The organism is Lysinibacillus sp. K60, from assembly GCF_019731275.1.
Classification (GTDB): domain Bacteria; phylum Bacillota; class Bacilli; order Bacillales_A; family Planococcaceae; genus Lysinibacillus; species Lysinibacillus capsici.
On the sequence record NZ_JAASJR010000006.1, the window covers coordinates 62,482 to 81,185 of the forward strand.

17 protein-coding genes are annotated in these 18,704 nt (G+C 35.7%); 1 reads left to right on the forward strand and 16 read right to left on the reverse strand.

Features of this window, described 5'->3' with window-relative positions:
- Positions 1 to 100: 100 nt before the first annotated feature.
- From HCH28_RS14330 to HCH28_RS14345, 4 genes are read right to left on the reverse strand one after another with little or no spacing between them, the layout of a single operon-like run.
- Entirely contained in the window at positions 101 to 712 is a 612-nt protein-coding gene (locus HCH28_RS14330) for a response regulator transcription factor (RefSeq protein ID WP_225341057.1), read from the reverse strand.
- Positions 696 to 2,999, reverse strand: a complete 2,304-nt coding sequence (locus tag HCH28_RS14335) for a sensor histidine kinase (RefSeq protein WP_255601423.1) — start codon at positions 2,997 to 2,999, stop codon at positions 696 to 698. Before HCH28_RS14335 ends, HCH28_RS14330 begins: the two co-directional genes overlap by 17 nt.
- On the reverse strand, positions 2,990 to 3,148 hold the full coding sequence (comX, locus tag HCH28_RS14340) for a competence pheromone ComX (protein ID WP_221681459.1): 159 nt from the start codon (positions 3,146 to 3,148) through the stop codon (positions 2,990 to 2,992). The genes HCH28_RS14335 and comX overlap by 10 nt, the downstream gene beginning before the upstream one ends.
- Before the next feature lie 12 nt (positions 3,149 to 3,160).
- The gene (locus tag HCH28_RS14345; RefSeq protein ID WP_221681461.1) at positions 3,161 to 4,063 is read right to left on the reverse strand and encodes a polyprenyl synthetase family protein; all 903 of its coding nucleotides are present in this window, start codon (positions 4,061 to 4,063) and stop codon (positions 3,161 to 3,163) included.
- Between the two features lie 339 nt (positions 4,064 to 4,402).
- Between HCH28_RS14345 and HCH28_RS14350 the strand changes: the two genes are divergently transcribed.
- Entirely contained in the window at positions 4,403 to 4,948 is a 546-nt protein-coding gene (locus HCH28_RS14350) for a hypothetical protein (protein WP_221681462.1), read from the forward strand.
- A gap of 91 nt (positions 4,949 to 5,039) precedes the next feature.
- Here the strand turns inward: HCH28_RS14350 and HCH28_RS14355 are convergent, their stop codons facing one another.
- The 12 genes from HCH28_RS14355 to putP form a co-directional block, all read right to left on the reverse strand.
- Entirely contained in the window at positions 5,040 to 5,354 is a 315-nt protein-coding gene (locus HCH28_RS14355; RefSeq protein WP_221681464.1) for an antibiotic biosynthesis monooxygenase family protein, read from the reverse strand.
- 1 nt (position 5,355) lies between these two features.
- The gene (locus HCH28_RS14360; RefSeq protein ID WP_221681468.1) at positions 5,356 to 6,381 is read right to left on the reverse strand and encodes a siderophore ABC transporter substrate-binding protein; all 1,026 of its coding nucleotides are present in this window, start codon (positions 6,379 to 6,381) and stop codon (positions 5,356 to 5,358) included.
- 64 nt (positions 6,382 to 6,445) lie between these two features.
- A complete protein-coding gene (locus HCH28_RS14365) occupies positions 6,446 to 7,207 on the reverse strand; it encodes an iron ABC transporter ATP-binding protein (RefSeq protein WP_221681470.1) in 762 nt (253 codons plus the stop codon).
- Positions 7,204 to 8,157, reverse strand: a complete 954-nt coding sequence (locus HCH28_RS14370; RefSeq protein ID WP_004231949.1) for an iron chelate uptake ABC transporter family permease subunit — start codon at positions 8,155 to 8,157, stop codon at positions 7,204 to 7,206. Before HCH28_RS14370 ends, HCH28_RS14365 begins: the two co-directional genes overlap by 4 nt.
- The gene (locus HCH28_RS14375) at positions 8,150 to 9,100 is read right to left on the reverse strand and encodes an ABC transporter permease (protein WP_004231947.1); all 951 of its coding nucleotides are present in this window, start codon (positions 9,098 to 9,100) and stop codon (positions 8,150 to 8,152) included. The genes HCH28_RS14370 and HCH28_RS14375 overlap by 8 nt, the downstream gene beginning before the upstream one ends.
- A 284-nt stretch (positions 9,101 to 9,384) precedes the next feature.
- Entirely contained in the window at positions 9,385 to 10,437 is a 1,053-nt protein-coding gene (locus tag HCH28_RS14380; protein WP_221681472.1) for a YkvI family membrane protein, read from the reverse strand.
- Between the two features lie 50 nt (positions 10,438 to 10,487).
- On the reverse strand, positions 10,488 to 11,594 hold the full coding sequence (gene menC, locus HCH28_RS14385; protein ID WP_221681477.1) for an o-succinylbenzoate synthase: 1,107 nt from the start codon (positions 11,592 to 11,594) through the stop codon (positions 10,488 to 10,490).
- Between the two features lie 21 nt (positions 11,595 to 11,615).
- A complete protein-coding gene (locus tag HCH28_RS14390) occupies positions 11,616 to 12,440 on the reverse strand; it encodes a GNAT family N-acetyltransferase (RefSeq protein ID WP_221681483.1) in 825 nt (274 codons plus the stop codon).
- Entirely contained in the window at positions 12,440 to 13,585 is a 1,146-nt protein-coding gene (locus HCH28_RS14395) for a M20 peptidase aminoacylase family protein (RefSeq protein WP_221681484.1), read from the reverse strand. The genes HCH28_RS14390 and HCH28_RS14395 overlap by 1 nt, the downstream gene beginning before the upstream one ends.
- Before the next feature lie 205 nt (positions 13,586 to 13,790).
- Positions 13,791 to 15,278 (reverse strand): peptide MFS transporter, encoded by a 1,488-nt coding sequence (locus HCH28_RS14400; RefSeq protein ID WP_004231940.1) that lies wholly within the window; start codon positions 15,276 to 15,278, stop codon positions 13,791 to 13,793.
- A gap of 399 nt (positions 15,279 to 15,677) precedes the next feature.
- Entirely contained in the window at positions 15,678 to 16,964 is a 1,287-nt protein-coding gene (hflX, locus tag HCH28_RS14405) for a GTPase HflX (protein ID WP_221681490.1), read from the reverse strand.
- Positions 16,965 to 17,096: 132 nt separating this feature from the next.
- Positions 17,097 to 18,584, reverse strand: coding sequence for a sodium/proline symporter PutP (gene putP / locus HCH28_RS14410; protein ID WP_221681491.1), 1,488 nt, complete (start codon positions 18,582 to 18,584; stop codon positions 17,097 to 17,099).
- Positions 18,585 to 18,704: the final 120 nt, after the last annotated feature.

Sequence of the window (18,704 nt, forward strand, 5' to 3'; positions counted from 1 at the left end):
GATATGGTTTTATTTTACTAAGGTAATATATAGGATATTTAATTCCCATAATGCTACCTATTAATTGAAAAATATACCAACAGTATAACATAGAAGTAGTTTAGAGTAAATTCATTCTCTCAGCAAGATTTACAGCTTCTGTTCGTGAATCTACATTTAACAAAGAAAAGAGTTGAGTTAAATATCTCTCCGTTGTACGTTGAGGAATATTTAATTCAATAGCGATAGCTTTATTTGTGTGCCCCTCTGCAATGAGTCTTAAAATTTTCTTTTCCTTTTCATTTAAGTGAATATCTTTAGCACCTTGCAGTTTAAATTTATCATCCAGAAAATCTAAGAAATTTTTAGGTAAAACAATTTCACCGTTTGCAATTGCCCTTACTGTTCTTAATATTTGCTCTTTCGAAGCTGTTTTAGCTAAAATGCCTTCTATTTTTCTTTCTAAAATGAGTGGATAATAATCCGTAATATCATCACCTGTGTAAAGAATAACTGAAGCATTTGACTGAATAGCCTTGATATTACGGGCTAGGTTAATTCCATTTTCTAATGGCATATTGATATCTATTAGATAGATATCGTACGGTTTATTCTTTATCCTTTGAATAACACAAGTTGCATCACTTTCCGTATCGATGATAATATCTTCATTCTCTTGAAATAAATTTTTAGTTCCCTCTAACACTATAGGGTGATCATCCACTATGAGCATCGTAATCAAGTGTTTCACTCCCTTCTTTCACCATGATTCTAATAAACATCCCTTCATTGATATTCGAGTCAATAGTAAATTGTCCGTTAAACGCTTTTACGCGCTCCTGCATGCCTTGAATGCCCATAGATTCTGCTACTATAATGTCCTCTACATTACAGCCTACACCATCATCTTTATAAATGATTTCGAAACCATCGTTCATTTCTTTTAAATGAATTTCAACTGATGCTGCATAGGAATGCTTTAACGCATTATTAAGTAGCTCTTGGAATAAACGATAAATCATTAAATTCATACGCTCATCCTCTAAATAAAGACGATCAATGGTGTAAATAAGAACGAAGTTAGCTCTTTCTTGAACTTTTCGAATCAATTTTTCTAATGCAGCATTTAAACCTAATGTATCTAGTAACGGCGGTTTTAGGTTTTCACAATAAGTACGTAATTCATGTAAGGATGCAACCATTTGTTTATGAATTTTTGCAAGCTTATCTTGAATATCCGTTGTATTTTTTGCATTTACTAGGACATCCACCTCGCGGGCTATATGAAGTTGCTCCTGTAAATTAGTGTCATGTAACTCTTGAGCTAACTGGTATTTTTCTTCTTCAAATCTTAGCCATAATAGTTTATTCAGCCACGGTAACTGACCGTCATCAGCTTGCTTCATATGCTTCAGTTCCTCTAGCAGCTCTTCCACCATCTTGGTATTCTCAATAAAATTGTTTACATATAATAAGAGCAGTTCAAGCCATAAAAGCTCCTCATCTTTTAAATGGATCGTATTATTATGCCCTAGCACTAACGCTCTTTTAAAATGTGCATCCTGATGGAGGAATGCTATATAAACTTTGTCAATTTTGCGTATTTCACCTAATCGGATTTCTTCCATTATGTCAGGATCTATCGTAATACTTTCACCAGCTATTGGTATAAATTCATTTTTGTCATAGTTATATGTTAAGACAAAAACATCCTCTAACTCCAGATGCATGGAAACCTCATAAGCAAACTTTTCTAAAAGTTCGTCAATTTTAATTGTTTTCCCAATTTTATCTACGGCTGTATATAGCTGATGAATATAGTCACCCTTTGTGGAAAATAATATTTTTCGCTTACGATAATCGACCTTCTCCTTTACGTAGAAAAGTATGACTAATGAAGAAAATGTAAAGAAAGATACCCCTGACATGACAGTCATGGTTAAATAACGCCCTGCAATAAAATATAGTCCCACTGTAAACCATACAGTAAAGATTAAAGAGAATATAACATAATAACGTAATCTTGTAATATGATACTCAATATCAAATAATCTCTCTGCTAATTGCGTAAAAATAAAGCTAAAGGGTATAAGCAATAAAAATAAGGAGCTTATCTCAGATGAAAGTATATACGTATGAAAAAAAATTTTAGGGAGTGCATATAAAAAAAGAAATGGTAGAAACGGTATTAATATACTATTTAATAAAATTTTCAACTGAGGTGAGCTGTACTTAAAATAGCTTATTAATAAAATACTAAGGATGATCACTAGGAGAATAAAGAAAATAGCCAATATAACATTGGAAAGAATATCATTTGAAGCAGGATAAATAGTACCCATACATCCTAATACAAAAGCTATGAAAGGAAGTATATAAAAGAGCTTGATATTATTTGTAAACACCCAATTTGTCTTCACAAATGAATAATAATTTCTCAAAAAATGTAATAGTATAACTAAACATAACAGCATACTACTTCGATTTACGATAATGCCAATCGTATCCATCCTACCAGAGACACCACTACTTACATAAGCCAAAGAAACCGTTAACATAAACAGAATTAGTAAGTCCGCTAATTTTGTATTCCTTTGTTTGAAATGTAAATAAAATGCAACAAATAATGTTAATAAATAATAACAAGCTGGAATGATTAATACATAAATGAATTGTTGAGGGATATCCAAATGCTTAATATGTATATTGATTAGATCTCCATCGGGCTTCAGTATTGTTATTTCATTAGCAGATAAAATTTTAGATTTATATCTTAGTTGATTTAATTCATTGATGGGTTCATGATCTACAGTTAAAATTGCATCACCAACAGAAATATTTTGACCCTCTGCCCAGTCTTTATAATAAAGTTGAGAAATGACCCATTTGTCATTCTCTTCTTCTACCCCAATCTGAATATAAGGCTCGCTATAATTCACATAATTTAAATAAAAACCAATAATCAAATAGAGAATTATAGCGGGCCAAAACAACTTACTTCGCAACTTTCTTAGTTCCAAATATCACTTTCTGTATTCATTTCACCGTTAAACGCTTCTAAAATTGCTGTTTGCTCTACAGATGAAACTCCAACTAATGAGGCTTTTTGTTCTTTTAATAGTGCAACTAGGCTTGGATTTTGCTCTAAATATTGGATTACATTAATCATTTTTATCTCTCCTCATTTCAATAGTTTTTGTAGGTATTCTCTACCCACCTGATTTATAGCTACATTTTCAAGGAAATTCAATGCTTTAAATTTATAGACGTTTTTTATGGTAATGGCATAACGTATCGCCCCACCATTTGTCAACGCGTCTTCTGTTGCATTATTATCCAAATCTGTAACTATATCATCATTATAATAGCTAGAAACAGATTTTGAAACATCATTTTTCTGTGATAAAAGATAAATAATAGGCAGAGAATACCTTTTATTTAGTAGATCATTTTTCGGCCCCCACACCTTTAAGCTTTGAATATCATTTTTAATTTGTTGGATGATCCCTATGTATTTCCCATATTCCTCTACTTCTTGAGATATTACTCCTTTTGCAAGTACTTCGCCAACCAAGCAACCCATTGCTGTTAATGATCCGGATTTCAAGGTAATCATTTTTACATAGGAATCTTCATCGCGACAACTATTTAGTAAGTCTAATTGCTGTCCATTTATACTTTTTAATGCGTATTCATTAACTATCTTTATAGCTGCTCTTTTATGTTCAAAAGAGGTTTCTTCTATTGTTTTAGACGCCATGATCAGCATAGCTAAAGCAACGTTTAATGATAATTCAGGTGTTTTGTTCCAACTATAGTCTGAATCTTTATCCTGCAGATCATCAATAATATCAAAAGACAATATTAGAAGTTCAATTGCAGCAGCTACCTTGTAGATATCTTGATTTATACTACTTGAAAATGCTTCATAATGCCAAAAACACATTTTACCAAAGGAAAAACCTACTGTTGTTTTTTCTTCTTTAAAGCTTTTTAGCATTAATTTTAGCTCAGTTCCAAGTAGTAGCTCATTTTCTATAAGGATGTCTAATGATTCATTGATGTGTACATCTAAATCCTTCAATAGTCCTCTCCCCTATCTAGTGTATTACTAGATATTATATAGATTAGTGGGAAATAATACTAGTGACACAATTATATAATACATTAAATACCATTAATTCCTTTATAAAGAGAAAGACCGCCAAAAAATGGCGTTATTCATGCATACCACGCCAGATTTTTGCTAATTATTACTAAAAAAATGGCGGTAGAGAACCAAGTACCGCCATTAAAGTGGCGTAAACTTACCATTGAAATGGCGCTCTAACAGATGTTACGCTTAGATTAGCAATAAAATATATTTATAAAGTCAGGATAGATTGATGAACATGAAATCTTTTTGTACTGGGAGTGACTTAAAATGAATGAAACTGTTTTCATACTTACGGCTACTTTTTCATGTAATATCTCTGTCTCAGCTGAAGAAATTACAATTAAACAGCCTAGTAATGATCAACGACGAATTGAACAAATCATAATTCAATCTGAAGTAAAAGCCTATCAAGATACACTGGCTGCATATAAAAATATTTCACCCTATTCAAAGTATATTAGTGATATTCCTGGATTTGAGGATACATTTCAACAAAAACGAGATTATTATATTGAGCAATATGGCATTATTAGAATATCAAACGAAAGTATTTCTACTATGTCATTAGTCAATCCTTTCACTTTTGGTTTAAATATAGATTCCCCTATAGTATATGTAACGCCACATGACACAATTATTAATGCAAGAGGGCTAGCAATGGCGGCCAATGCATCTAATAATAACAATCATTCAGATAGTTTGGATGAACTTTGTAATACAAGTATCTCAGGCTTATCCATTAATGAGAACACAATATCCTTTAATATGGATTCGACATTTAGTAAATGGCGAAAACCAACTATTAAACATTAACTCATCTATCAGCTAAGCAGGTCACAATGATTGTGACCTGCTTTTTGTGTAATAAAAAGGTGTCTCAATCCCTTGAGACACCTTTAGATGATTAACCTTTTACATAATAAACTTCTTGTCCGCTTTCAATGATATGATCAGGCTTTGGCTTACCTGCGCTTGCCTTATGACCAGCAATATGCTCAGGGCTCTTCTCCCAATTCTTCCATGCTTCTTCTGATTCCCAACGAACCATCACTAGCACTTCCTCATCACCACGGCGAACTTTCTTAACAAGTACCTGTTTATCAATGAAACCAGGTTGTTGTTCAAGTAATGATGGTCCGTTTGGATTAGCACCAAAACGTTCCACCACTTTATCCGAATGCCCTTCCGTCACAACGATACGTTTAATTTGTACAAACATATTAGTTAAACGCCTTTAATACATCTTCAGCTTTTTGTGTTTCTGACTGTAAACCGCCACCTGAAAGGTACCAAATTTCTGGATCTAGGTAGAATACTTTACCGTTTTTCACAGCGTTTGTTGCACTTACGATTTCGTTTTCAATTGCAGCTTTTGTACCTGATTCACCGTTTTCATTTACAACAGCGTCACGGTCAATGACGAATAAGATATCTGGGTTTTTCTCACGTACGAATTCAAAGCTTGCATTATCACCATGTGATTCGATTTTGAAACCACTAGCTTCAGCTACAGCTTTTACACCATATACATCATGAATCACACCGAAACGTGAACCAGGACCGAATACTGATAATGAACCTTCACTACCTAAAACGATTAACGCTTTTTCTTCTGTTGCAGTAGCTTTAGCTTTTACTTCTTCTACTTTTGCTTCATATGCAGCAATTGCATCTGCAGCTTCTTTTTCTTTACCAAAGATTTTGCCAGCTAATTCTGTATTAGTTTTGAATGACTCTAAGAAGTTAGTATTATCTACACCAATGTATACTGTAGGAGCAATTTTAGATAATTCAGCATAAGCTGCTGAAGCACGACCAGAGATGAAAATAATATCTGGGTTAATTTCAGATAATTTTTCATAATCAGGCTCGAACAATGTACCTGCGTTTACATAAGTGCTATCTTTAAACTTGCTTAAATATGCTGGTAAGGAGTCTTGTACCACTGCTGTAGGATTAACGCCTAAAGCATCTAATGTATCTAGGAAACCATTATCAAAAACGACAACTTTTTCTGGCATTTTATCAAGTGTTACCTCTTCAAATGTTGTACTACCGTCACGACCTTCAACTGTGCTACCTGGAATTGTTAGTGGATATACCGATGATTCTCCATTTTTTTCTTCAGCTGGTTTGTCAGTTGAAGTACCTTTATCATCTTCTTTTGCTTCATCTTTCGAACCGCAAGCAGCTAATACTAATAACATCATTGCCATTAGTACTGTAAGTAATTTCCATTTTTTCATTGTGAAATTTCTCCTTTAATTAATATATTTGATAGTTAGACGGTTTATCCATCTGAAACTATTTTTACGAATTAAAATAAACACAAATTCGACAGCCATCCTGCTCTTGAACAGGAATATCCATATCATAAATTTCCTTCAATGCATGTGAGTTAATAATGTCATTTGTAGGACCATTTTTAACAACACGGCCATCTTTTAATGCAACAATATGGTCAGAGTAAACAGAAGCAAAATTAATATCGTGTAAAACGATAACCACTGTTTTGCCTAACTCATCAACCAACTTACGTAAAATCTTCATAATCTGGACAGAATGCTTCATATCTAAATTATTTAATGGTTCGTCCAGTAAGATATATTCAGTATCTTGGGCAATAACCATTGCGATAAATGCTCGCTGACGCTGACCACCTGAAAGCTCATCTAAATAATTATGTTGCATATCTTCTAAATTCATATAGCGAATAGCTTCGTCCACTTTTTCTTCGTCATCAGGTTTTAAGTGTCCTTTTGAGTAAGGGAAACGGCCAAAAGATACAAGCTCACGAATCGTAAGACGAACATTCATAAAGTTTGATTGCTTTAAAATCGATACACGTTTAGCAAAATCATCCGATTTCCAGCTACGTACATCTGCCTTATCGAGTAGTACTTCGCCAGTATCTGCATTCAGTAAACGACTCACCATAGAAAGTAGCGTGGACTTCCCTGCACCATTCGGTCCAATAAACGATGTGATTTTTCCTGAAACAATATCAACACTTACATCTTGAACGACAGGTTTTTTACCAAAAAACTTTGTAATTTCTTTGACTTGTATCATCCTGCTGACCTACTTTCTCTTAATAATAAGTAGATGAAGTATACCCCACCCACAAAGTTAATAATGACACTAAGTGTAGTAGTGAAACTAAATAAACGCTCAACCATCCACTGTCCACCGACTAAAGCTACAACACTCATTACACAGGAGCCAGTAATTAAGATGGAATGCTTGTATGTTCTAAAATACTGATATGATAAATTTGCAACGATTAAACCAAAGAACGTGATCGGACCAACAAGCGCTGTCGAAACAGCAATCAAAATTGAAGCTAAAATTAACATGCGTTGTACAAGCTTATCGTAAGGTACACCTAAATTTATAGCTGTGTCTCGTCCTAGAGACATGACGTCTAATTGATTCATATGACGAGCACCGTAGATAAACGTTATTAAAATGATAACGCCTGCTAGCCAAACTAAATCTGAATTAACATTATTGAAACTTGCAAACATTTTACTTTGTAAGCCTAAAAACTCATTCGGATCTATTAATACTTGGAAGAACGTAGTGATACTTCCTAAAAACGTACCAACAATCATTCCAACAAGCAGTAAAAAATAAATCGGTCGCTTTCCTTCTTTAAACAATACTCGGTAGAAAATTAAAGCGAATAAAATCATCGCCCCTATTGCAAGCGTAAAATTATAGTAGATATTAATAACTAATATGGATGTAGAGCCAAAGAAGAAGTAAATGCATGTTTGAATTAACATATACAAAGCATCTAAACCCATGACACTTGGTGTTAAAATACGATTATGTGTAATTGTTTGGAAAACTACTGTTGAATAGGCAATTGCTATACCCGTTAATGCCATTGCCACAACCTTTATGACACGGCGTGGAAAAGCATAGTGATAATTACCATTGAGTTCCCAAAATAAATATAGGACAACTGCTATAACAGCGAGACCTAGTAAAATGAACATTTTTGTACGATTACGCATATGCTCTCCCCCTAAACAACATGAATAGGAAGATGGCACTTCCAATTACACCAACAGTCATACTTATTGGTATTTCATAAGGGAATATCAGTACTCGTCCTAAAATATCACAGAATAATAAGAATGACATACCAAGTAATGCTGTGTGCGGCAAGGTTTTTGCCAAATTATCACCTTTAAACAGGGAAATAATGTTCGGAATAATCAAACCAAGGAATGGAATGATACCGACTGTTAACACCACTGTCGTGGAGATAAGAGCTACCAACACCAAGCCTAAATTGACTACAAATTTATAGGATAGACCAAGATTTTTTGCAAAATCCTCTCCCATCCCAGCTACTGTAAAACGATTTGCGTAAATGTAAGCTAAAATGAGTATTGGTACACTTACGTATAACAGTTCGTAACGGCCTTTCATGATTAATGAGAAATCTCCTTGTAACCATGCAGAAATGTTTTGGATAATATTCGCCTTATAGGCAAAGAATGTTGTAACAGAGGACAAAATATTCCCAAACATTAAGCCAATAAGCGGTATAAAAATCGCATCTTTAAACTTAATTCGGTTTAATATTTGCATAAATAGTAATGTGCCGGCTAAAGCAAATATGAAAGCGAAGGAAATTTTTTGGAAATACGTAACGTTCGTAAAGAACATCATGGAAATCAATACACCTAACCGTGTGGCATCTAATGTACCAGCTGTTGTTGGTGAAACGAATTTATTCCTACTTAAGCTTTGCATAATTAAACCAGCAATACTCATACCTGCACCTGCCAGCAAGATTGCAACAAGTCTAGGTACACGACTAATTAAAAATAGTCTAGCTTCTTCTGATTGGAAGTCTAATAGGTCGCTAGGCTTAATATCTACTACTCCGATAAAGAGCGACACAATAGACAGCACAACAGTTGCTGTTAAAAGATATCTTATTTTCATAGTAATCCCCGGTAGATTTCATTTTTGTGTGTAACTCACTTATTAGTGAAAATGATTATCATTACTCACGATTTCCATTATAAGCATGATTTTATTCTCAGTCAACCAACAAATGAGAATTATTCTCGTTTTATTAATGATTAACGAAAAAATATGCCAAATTAACGAAATATCAGCATTACCATAAATCAATCAACAGAAATAATTCACTATTTCTACAATATTTTTATCCAAATAAAAAGGTAATTGAGAATGAAATCTATTCCTCAATTACCATTTTTATATTAGATAATATTTTTTGTGCCTCTTAACCATGCAGAGATAATGAATATGATTAATACTAACCCTACATAGCCCATAACCGCGTATAATTTAGCTACTAGCGTTGTGAATCCTACAAGGCTTGCTAGAAAACCGAGACCACCTATAAATATGACTGCAACCCTAAAGCTTGCTCCGCTTGGCTCGAAAAACCTTACCATAAAGGAATATAGCATCCCTACTGCCGTATTATAAATCATTCCCAAAAGAGAAATAGTCATTAATACTCCAACAATCGGATGAATTTCATTCGCTAACGCTAGCATTGGAATGTCTAGTCCAACAATGATATTCATCTTTGCTAAAAGGGAGAAATTCACAAGCAAGATTAAAGCACCTAACAAAATCCCACCAATTATACCACCCATTCCAGCTACCTTATGATTGCGTATGGATCCACACATAACAGTCAATAAAGAGAAGCTAACCCCTACATTGAACGACATGTACAATAAAGCCGTTACCCACCAACTTTTCTTACTTATTTGAGCCTGTTGAGCAATAACTGCTTGCTCTGCAAAGGTAAAATCCATCGTGGCAATAGCATAGATAGCGATGATGGACACAACTGTTAGTAGATACGGTGTGGCAAGTGCTATGATATTGATGATACTCTTCACATCCATCATGACTGTGGCTACTGTAAGTAAGATCATACAAATACTCCCTAACCAAATAGGCAGTCCAAACATTTGCTGAAATGTTGCACCAGCCCCAGCAAACATGATGACAGCTACACCAAATAAAAAGAGTGATAGAACTAAATCCAAGACAAAGCCCATAGTATTCCCTGAAATTTGATAAATCAAATCCTTATGGGACGATGTACGAAGCCTAGAGCTCACTTGAGCAACACACATTCCAACAATTGAGAAACCAACCATAGCTAACAATGCTCCATATATTCCTTTAAAGCCATAGCTTGTAAAATAAAGGACAATTTCCTGCCCTGATGCAAATCCTGCTCCAACGATAATCCCCACATAGGCACCACCGATTTGCAAGCTTTTTTTCAAACAGTTCTCTCCTCGTTTTCCATATACTAAATGATCGACTAAGTACTGCGTTATTGATAGATTTCTTTGCTAATTGTTAATTTATCAATCACAGCCATATTAGGCTTAAAACCAATACCTACCGACTGGGGTACCTCAATATAGCCATCTTTGACTTTTACTTCAGGATCAATAATATCCTCGTACCAATAATGACTAGAACCTGCTGTATCGCCAGGTAAAATAAATTGACTAAGAGATGTTAAGGCAACATTATGTGCTCGTCCAATCCCTGCCTCTAACATACCACCACACCAAACTGGAATATGGTTTGCTTTACATAAGTCATGGATTCGTTTCGCTTCCGTTAAACCACCTACTCGTCCAATCTTGATGTTGATGACACCACAGCTTCCAAGTTCAATTGCTCGTCTGGCATCCTCATATGATGAGATGCTTTCATCTAAGCAAATAGGCGTTTTTAACTTTTTCTGTAATGCTGCATGATCGACAATATCATCAGTAGCTAATGGTTGTTCAATCATTAATAAATTAAAGTTATCAAGCTGCTGTAGTATTCCTATATCCTCTAATGTATAAGCAGAGTTTGCATCTACCATCAAGGGTAAATTTGGCAGTTCCGCACGAATTGCCTGTACTACCTCTACATCCTCTCCAGGCTTTATCTTAATCTTCACCCTTTTGTAGCCTTTTTCAATATGACCTTTTATTAATGCTATTAACTGAGCGATAGAGGGTTGAATACCCACACTGACTCCTACTTCAATACGTTGTTTTTGACCACCTAACGCCTGTGCAAGTGATTGCTTTGTTTGCTGAGCATAGATATCCCATACAGCACCCTCAATTGAAGCTTTCGCCATGCAGTTTCGCCGAATAGGTGCAAATAATGAGGTTACCTCATCTGGATGCCCAATCTCTTTATGTAACAAGATGGGTATCAAAAAATCTTGTAGCATATGCCATGTTGTCTTTAATGTTTCTTCTGTATACCATGGTGCTACAAAAGCAACAGTTTCTCCCCACCCCGTGGTCCCTGATTCATCTTTTGCTTCTATTAGTAACATTTCCTTTTCATCAACTGTGCCAAAACTTGTAGTAAATGGTGCTTTCATAGGCATTTTTAAATGCCTTAATGTAATCTTTTCTAATCTCACATTGTTCACTCCCTATCATTATTATAAAGCTAATAAGGAGCGTCTGACTAACAGATAGCTATGAACATATTGTGGATGTTTCTTCATGCGTACGATGGCATAATCTTGGTTAAATAATGTTGTTAAGATAGTACGAATTTTATAACGCCAGTCCTCTGCAAGTTTTGGACTTTCCACTTTCATTTTCTGTAGAGATTGAGGGATCGGTAAAAGATAGGCATCTTTATAAAAGGATTGTTTTAACTGAAATGTATTTTCTATATCTAGAACAGGTAATCCGTCAACTGTTAATGTCCAAGGTACAATTTCCTGTGCTACTTCTTCTAATTCATCAAGGCTATCTGCCATTTGATCACGCTCGATCCACCATTCAACGACCAATCTATCTGAAGGTAGTCCTTCATTAAAGTCATCTCGAAGCGGACCATAATAATCATTTTCATATTGATAACTAGTAGCGTTCAATTTTAGAAATGCTAGATTCGCTAAACGCGCCTCTAATGGTTCAATTAACCAGCGGACAAGTTGAAAACCATGCTCTTTTGCATATTCTTGTTGGGCATGCTTCAATAATTCACCCACACCTTGTTCACGATATGCTTTTTCTACACCAATCATGTGCGAATGTAAGTACATTTCTCTACTCTGATAACCAACGAAGCAATAGTTAAAGCCAATTAGCTTTTCATCTAAATATGCTCCTAATACGATTCCCCCATTTTGTACAGCAGCTAGTAATTGATGGGAGGGGATTGCTTGGCTGCCCCATATTTCACCATTTAATTTTTGGATCTCTGCAATTTCTTCTGGTGTCGTTACTTTGTGAATTCGCACTTGCTCTAACATTACGCTGACGCCTCCTTTTTATGCCCTGACTCCAAAGCTAATAAAACTGCTCTTGTAAGTATCTCCACTCCCGTGACAAGTCTTGCTTGTTTAAATTTCATTTTCGGATGATGCAATCCTGGTGTTAATCCACAACCCAAGCCCAGCATGGTTGTTTTTAAATGCGGCCGTTGTACAGCATAATGGTGAAAATCCTCTCCTCCAGGTGTATGAACAGGCTTTCTTAAATTTGATAAACCAGCGGCCTGTATAATTGCCTGCTCCATCAAATATTGAGCACTTGTATCAACTTCAGCAGCTACGATATTGGCCACCGTACGTAATTCAATTTGTACCTTATGCAACAATTTAGATGAATCGATCACACGCTTTACGCCTTGTGCTAAATCGTCCATCACCTTGTTTTGCTGTGCACGAATATCAATTGTAAATGAGGCATTACCTGGGATAATATTGCCCGAATCTCCCCCAGCATGGAATTTCGTCATCTTAACAGATACAGGAACCATAGGATCTGTATGAATGGTTCGCAAATCTTCGATGATTGTTGCACCTACTTCAATGGCATTAATACCAAGGTGCGGCCTTGCAGCATGAGCATCCTCTCCGATAATTTCGCCTTCAAGTAAACGAGAGGCACCATGATATAAGGCTGCACAATAAGTGCCGTCCTCTAGCTCATGAACAGGTCTTACATGGACACCAAATAAATAATCTAGGTCATCAATAACACCTTCTTCTAATACAGATAACGCTCCAGTTCCTTTTTCTTCAGCAGGTTGGAAAATAACGCGGATTGTACCATTAATAGTTTGCTGTAGTTCTTTTAAAAGTAAAAGTGTACCAATGGCCATCGTCATATGACCGTCGTGTCCACATGAATGATTCGCTCGGAAATGACCATCTACTTCTTGCCATAAGGCATCTATATCTGTTCTTAGTCCTACTTTGGGGTTACCGGTGCCTACATCAACATATAATCCTGTCGAATTTTTAAATCGTATAGGGGAAAAGCCTTCCTGCTTTAATAGCTCCACGATATAATTGGTGGTTTCTACTTCATGCCAGCTGATTTCTGGATTTGCATGTAAATACGTAAAAATCTCCATTAATCTTGGCCTCAAATAATCTAACTCTTCCTTCATAGATTCCAACCCCTTAAATTTTCTTATTATTAAAATTATTATAACGAAAATGATAATTTTCTACATAGAAACTTATACCCACATTCAACAAAATAACTACTTACGATAATATATTTCGCTCTCAGCTTCATAGATAGACTTTTATTTAGATAGCAAAAAAAGATGCAAGTACAGTTTTTTTAATAACTGTACTTGCATCTTTCATTTAATTAATACCCTTCATAGCCTTGGAAATAATTGGTGAAAGCACCAATATAATAATACCGACTACAATAGATAAGGTACCTAAGAAACCAAAGTATGTGAATTCGCTTACAACTTCATAGACCTTAACTAATTGCGCATTAATTGCTTGTGCTGCTGCACTTGTTAAAAACCATAAAGACATCGTTTGCGCTGCGAATGCCTGTGGTGCCAATTTTGTTGTAGCTGATAGACCAACTGGTGATAATAATAACTCACCAACAACCACTAAGAAGAATGACAATACTAACCATAAAGGACTCACTAATGTATCTCCACCAGACAGATGTGCTGGAACCATCATCACTAAGAATGACAGACCCGCAAAGAACAATGCATATGAGAACTTACGTGGTGTTGTCGGCTGCTTGTCTCCCCATTTAAGCCATAGCATCGCAAATAATGGTGCCATCGTAATAACAAATAATGGGTTCAATGACTGGAACCAAGAAGATTGAAGCTGAATACCGCCAAAACTTAGCTGTGTACGCTCATCTGCATAAGTCGCTAAAATGGTTGCTCCTTGTTCTTGAATAGCCCAGAACATTACAGCTGATAAAAATAAAGGAATATAAGCAAGTAGACGAGACTTTTCATCCTTCGTTGTTTTTTTACTGCGATACATATAAATAAAGAATGCAGTTGGAATTAATACACCTAGAGCTGTGATGATTAAACTAAATACATTCATTGTTAAAGTACCAGTTTTAATACCGATAGCACCCAAGATGATAATAAGTAAAGCTGCAACTCCGAATTGTGTAAAGACTTTTTTACGTTCTTCAGGCTTTAATGGGTTGTTTACTTGTAAGCCCGCTAAGCCTAAATATTTTTTCTCTGTTAATTTATAAACAATTAAACCAATAAACATACCTAGACCCGCTAAACCAAAGCCAAGGTGGAAGCTATATTTTTGTCCAATTGTTCCGACAATAAAAGGTGCAATAAATGCTCCCATATTAATACCCATATAGAAAATAGAAAACCCTGCATCACGGCGGCTATCTGTTTCAGCATAAATGTCCCCAACAATACTTGAAACGTTTGGTTTTAATAAACCAGTACCCATAACGATAAATGCCATGGAAGCAAATAACATGCTTACACCACCAGGCAATGCTAGCAGTAAGTGACCAATCATAATTAACACGCCACCATAAAAAATGGTTTTTCGTGTTCCTAAAACTCGGTCGGCAATCCAGCCACCTATAATACCAGACATATAAACAAGTGAGCCGTAGATGGCCATAATAGAGTTCGCTGTTCCGCGGTCTAGACCTAAGCCCCCGTCATGTAATTCGTAATACATAAAGAAGATGAGAATTGCTCGCATACCATAGTACGAGAAACGTTCCCAAAATTCTGTGAAAAACAAAGTAAAGAGCCCTTTAGGGTGTCCAACAAAGCCATTTTGAGGGACAGATTTTACAACTTCATCTTTACTAGACATACAATACCCTCTCCCAATAAAAAATTATTCTACAAAAACATAACTACCCTAATATAAGGATAAAAAAACTTTATTTCATCATACTAAAGCGTTTTAAAAACTTTAGCAAGAGTTTTAAAAAATGTTGAAAATTTGTCATTTTTCTATAAATTCTGATTGATTATTAGGTAAATTATTAAATCCTTTGATATATCTAAGTTTTCTCACACTTTGTGCCTAAAAGATTTTTAAATCTATAATGAATTATTCTAAAATATCTAAAATTCAGATTCCTTACTTTACTTGAAAATTAATACAATTTCCCGAGTACAGTTTTACCTTTGTTCTAGATTCTACTATTCCCTCTAATCACAAAAAGCATGCCAAAAATCTTTTGGCATGCTTTGGGAAGTACATTTTTTAATTAATAACATAGTGCTGATACTTTGCGTAATCTGCTGCTTTTACTTCAAGAGACAATAATGTCCCACCCTCTTCATAGGCTGTATTAAAAACAGAGGCATTCTCATTTAAATAAGAAACAACGTTCCCATGATCATAAGGTATTAACATGTCACACGTTACATAGTGCGAGAAGATGTGTTGACGAATTAGCTGTACTAATTCTTCTAATCCATCCCCCTGCTTTGCTGAAATCCAAATATTATCTCCACTTACCACAGGATATGGAACATCCGCTATATCTGCTTTATTGTATACATAAATTGTAGGAATGTCCTCAACACCAACTGCTTTTAGTGTTTCATTCGTCACATCCATCATAAATCCGTGCTCAGTATTAGAAACATCCACCACATGGAGTAAAAGATCCGCATCTCTGGCCTCTTCCAAAGTGGAGCGAAATGCCTTCACTAAATGGTGAGGTAATTTACTAACAAAGCCTACAGTGTCTGTCAGTAAAAAAGTCTTCTTATCAGGTAGTTCAATCTGACGAACAGAAGTTTCAAGGGTAGCAAAAAGCATATCCTTCTCAAAGACTTGCTTATGCTCTTCTTGTCCTATTTGTGTAAGAAGTTTATTCATAATCGTTGATTTCCCAGCATTTGTATAGCCAACAATCGATACAACCGGAAGAGCATTTTTACGACGCTGTTTACGCTGCGTTTCTCTCTGTTCCTTAACGTGCTCTAAATCCTTTTTAATTTTAGCAATTTGATCTTCAATTTTTCGTCGATCCAATTCCAGCTTTGTCTCACCAGCACCACGGTTTTTAAAGCCTCCCCCAGTACCTCCACCCTGACGGCTTAAAGAGGCATGCAAACCCACTAAACGAGGTAGCATATATTGAAGCTGTGCTAATTCCACCTGCATTTGGGCTTCACGTGTTTTTGCGCGCCTTCCAAAAATATCTAAAATAAGCATTGTTCGATCTATGACCTTCGTTGCTAAATCACGCTCTAAATTACGGATTTGCGAAGGAGACAGTTCATCATTAAAAATAACGAGGTTTGCTTGTGCTTCTTCATAAAAATTTTTGATTTCTTCTATTTTACCTGTACCCACATAATGGGAAGGTGTCACACGTTCCAAATTTTGCGTGACAGTCCCCACTACTTCTACATGCAAGGCCTCAGCTAAATTTTGTAACTCTTCCATAGAATAATCAAAGTGCTTATCATTTCGTAAATTTACGCCAACTAGTATGGCCTTTTCAATTAATACATCAACTTCCTTAATTCTATCCATTAGAAACCTCCCACCAAAGCTTGGTGTCGCTACGACAAATTTTCTTCATCTTACCATAATAGACCCTTTTTCGTATTTGAAGATCATCGTTAACTTTTTTAAAAATGCGCCTCATGGAGAGGCGCATCACAACTATTTTCTTTCTTCTTTTAGTAGGGCTTCTGAGCGTGTGAACTCTTCTTCAATTTCTTTATTTGGTTTATATGTCAGCATACTGACAACAACCGCAACAATTAAACAAACAATGAAGCCAGGAACAATTTCGTACAACGCACTTGATAAAGCATCTACTTTACCCCAAATAAACGCAGTTGCAGCCCCTGTTACCATTCCGCTAAGTGCTCCGTAGTTCGTTAGCTTTCTCCAATATAAAGAAAGTAAAATAACAGGTCCGAAGGCTGCACCAAATCCTGCCCAAGCAAAGCCAACTAAGCTTAAGATAGAACTATCTGGATTCCACGCTAGGATTGCTGCAATAATTGCAACAACTAATACAGCCATACGCCCAACAAAAACGTAATGCTTATCGTCTGCTGTTTTATTAAATAATGCTTTATAAATATCCTCTACAAGCGCCGAAGAAGTTACAATTAATTGAGAAGAAATTGTACTCATAACAGCTGCTAAAATTGCCGCCAGCATAATACCTGCTATAAATGGATGGAATAAAATCTGTCCAAGTACAATAAATACAGTTTCAGCGTCTTTTAGCTCACCCGCATTTTGCTGATAATAAGCTACACCCACCAAGGCAGTTCCAATAGCTCCAAATAAACTTAACATCATCCAGCCAATACCAATGCGTCGTGCTTGCTTCGTTTCTTTAACGGAACTAATCGCCATAAAGCGGACGATAATATGAGGCTGTCCAAAATAGCCTAGTCCCCAAGCAACTGAAGAAATGATCCCTGCTGCTGTCGCAGTGGCTGGTAATAAATTTAGAAGATCTGGATCAACAGATTTTATAGACGAAATAGTTTCCCCTATGCCACCTGTTACAAACAAGCCAAATATTGGTACCATAATAAGTGCTAAAAACATAATAAGACCTTGTAAGAAGTCTGTATAACTTACCGCTAAAAATCCGCCAAAAAGAGTGTATGCTACAACTACAGCTGACACAATTAATAAGCCTGTATGGTATTCATAACCAAAAGAACTATCGAAAAACTTGCCCCCTGCTACCATTCCTGACGATACATAAAATGTAAAGAATATGAGGATGATGATACCTGAAGCAATCCTAATAAGCTTTGTATGATCACGTAATCGATTATCCAAATAACTTGGAATAGTAATGGAATCATTTGTAACCTGTGTATATACCCGTAAACGCGGTGCCACAAGTAGCCAGTTTAGGTAAGCTCCTATTGTTAATCCAATTGCAATCCAAGCCTCCACAAGACCTGATAAAAATATCGCACCTGGTAAGCCCATTAGGAGCCAGCCAGACATATCCGCAGCACCCGCACTTAGCGCAGTAACCGCAGGACCTAAGGAACGACCGCCAAGCATATAATCTGTTAAATTCGATGTTTTAACAAATGCATACCAGCCAATTGCTAGCATGGCGATCATATAAATAATAATCGCTAATAATTGATACATGTTATCCGACATATTTTCTCCTCCTTATTAATCCTTAGTATCACCAATTCAAAAAGAATTACTGTATTTAAGATACCACGAATATATAATTCCACCTATAAATACTCGGAATTTTTATTAAATTAATTCCGA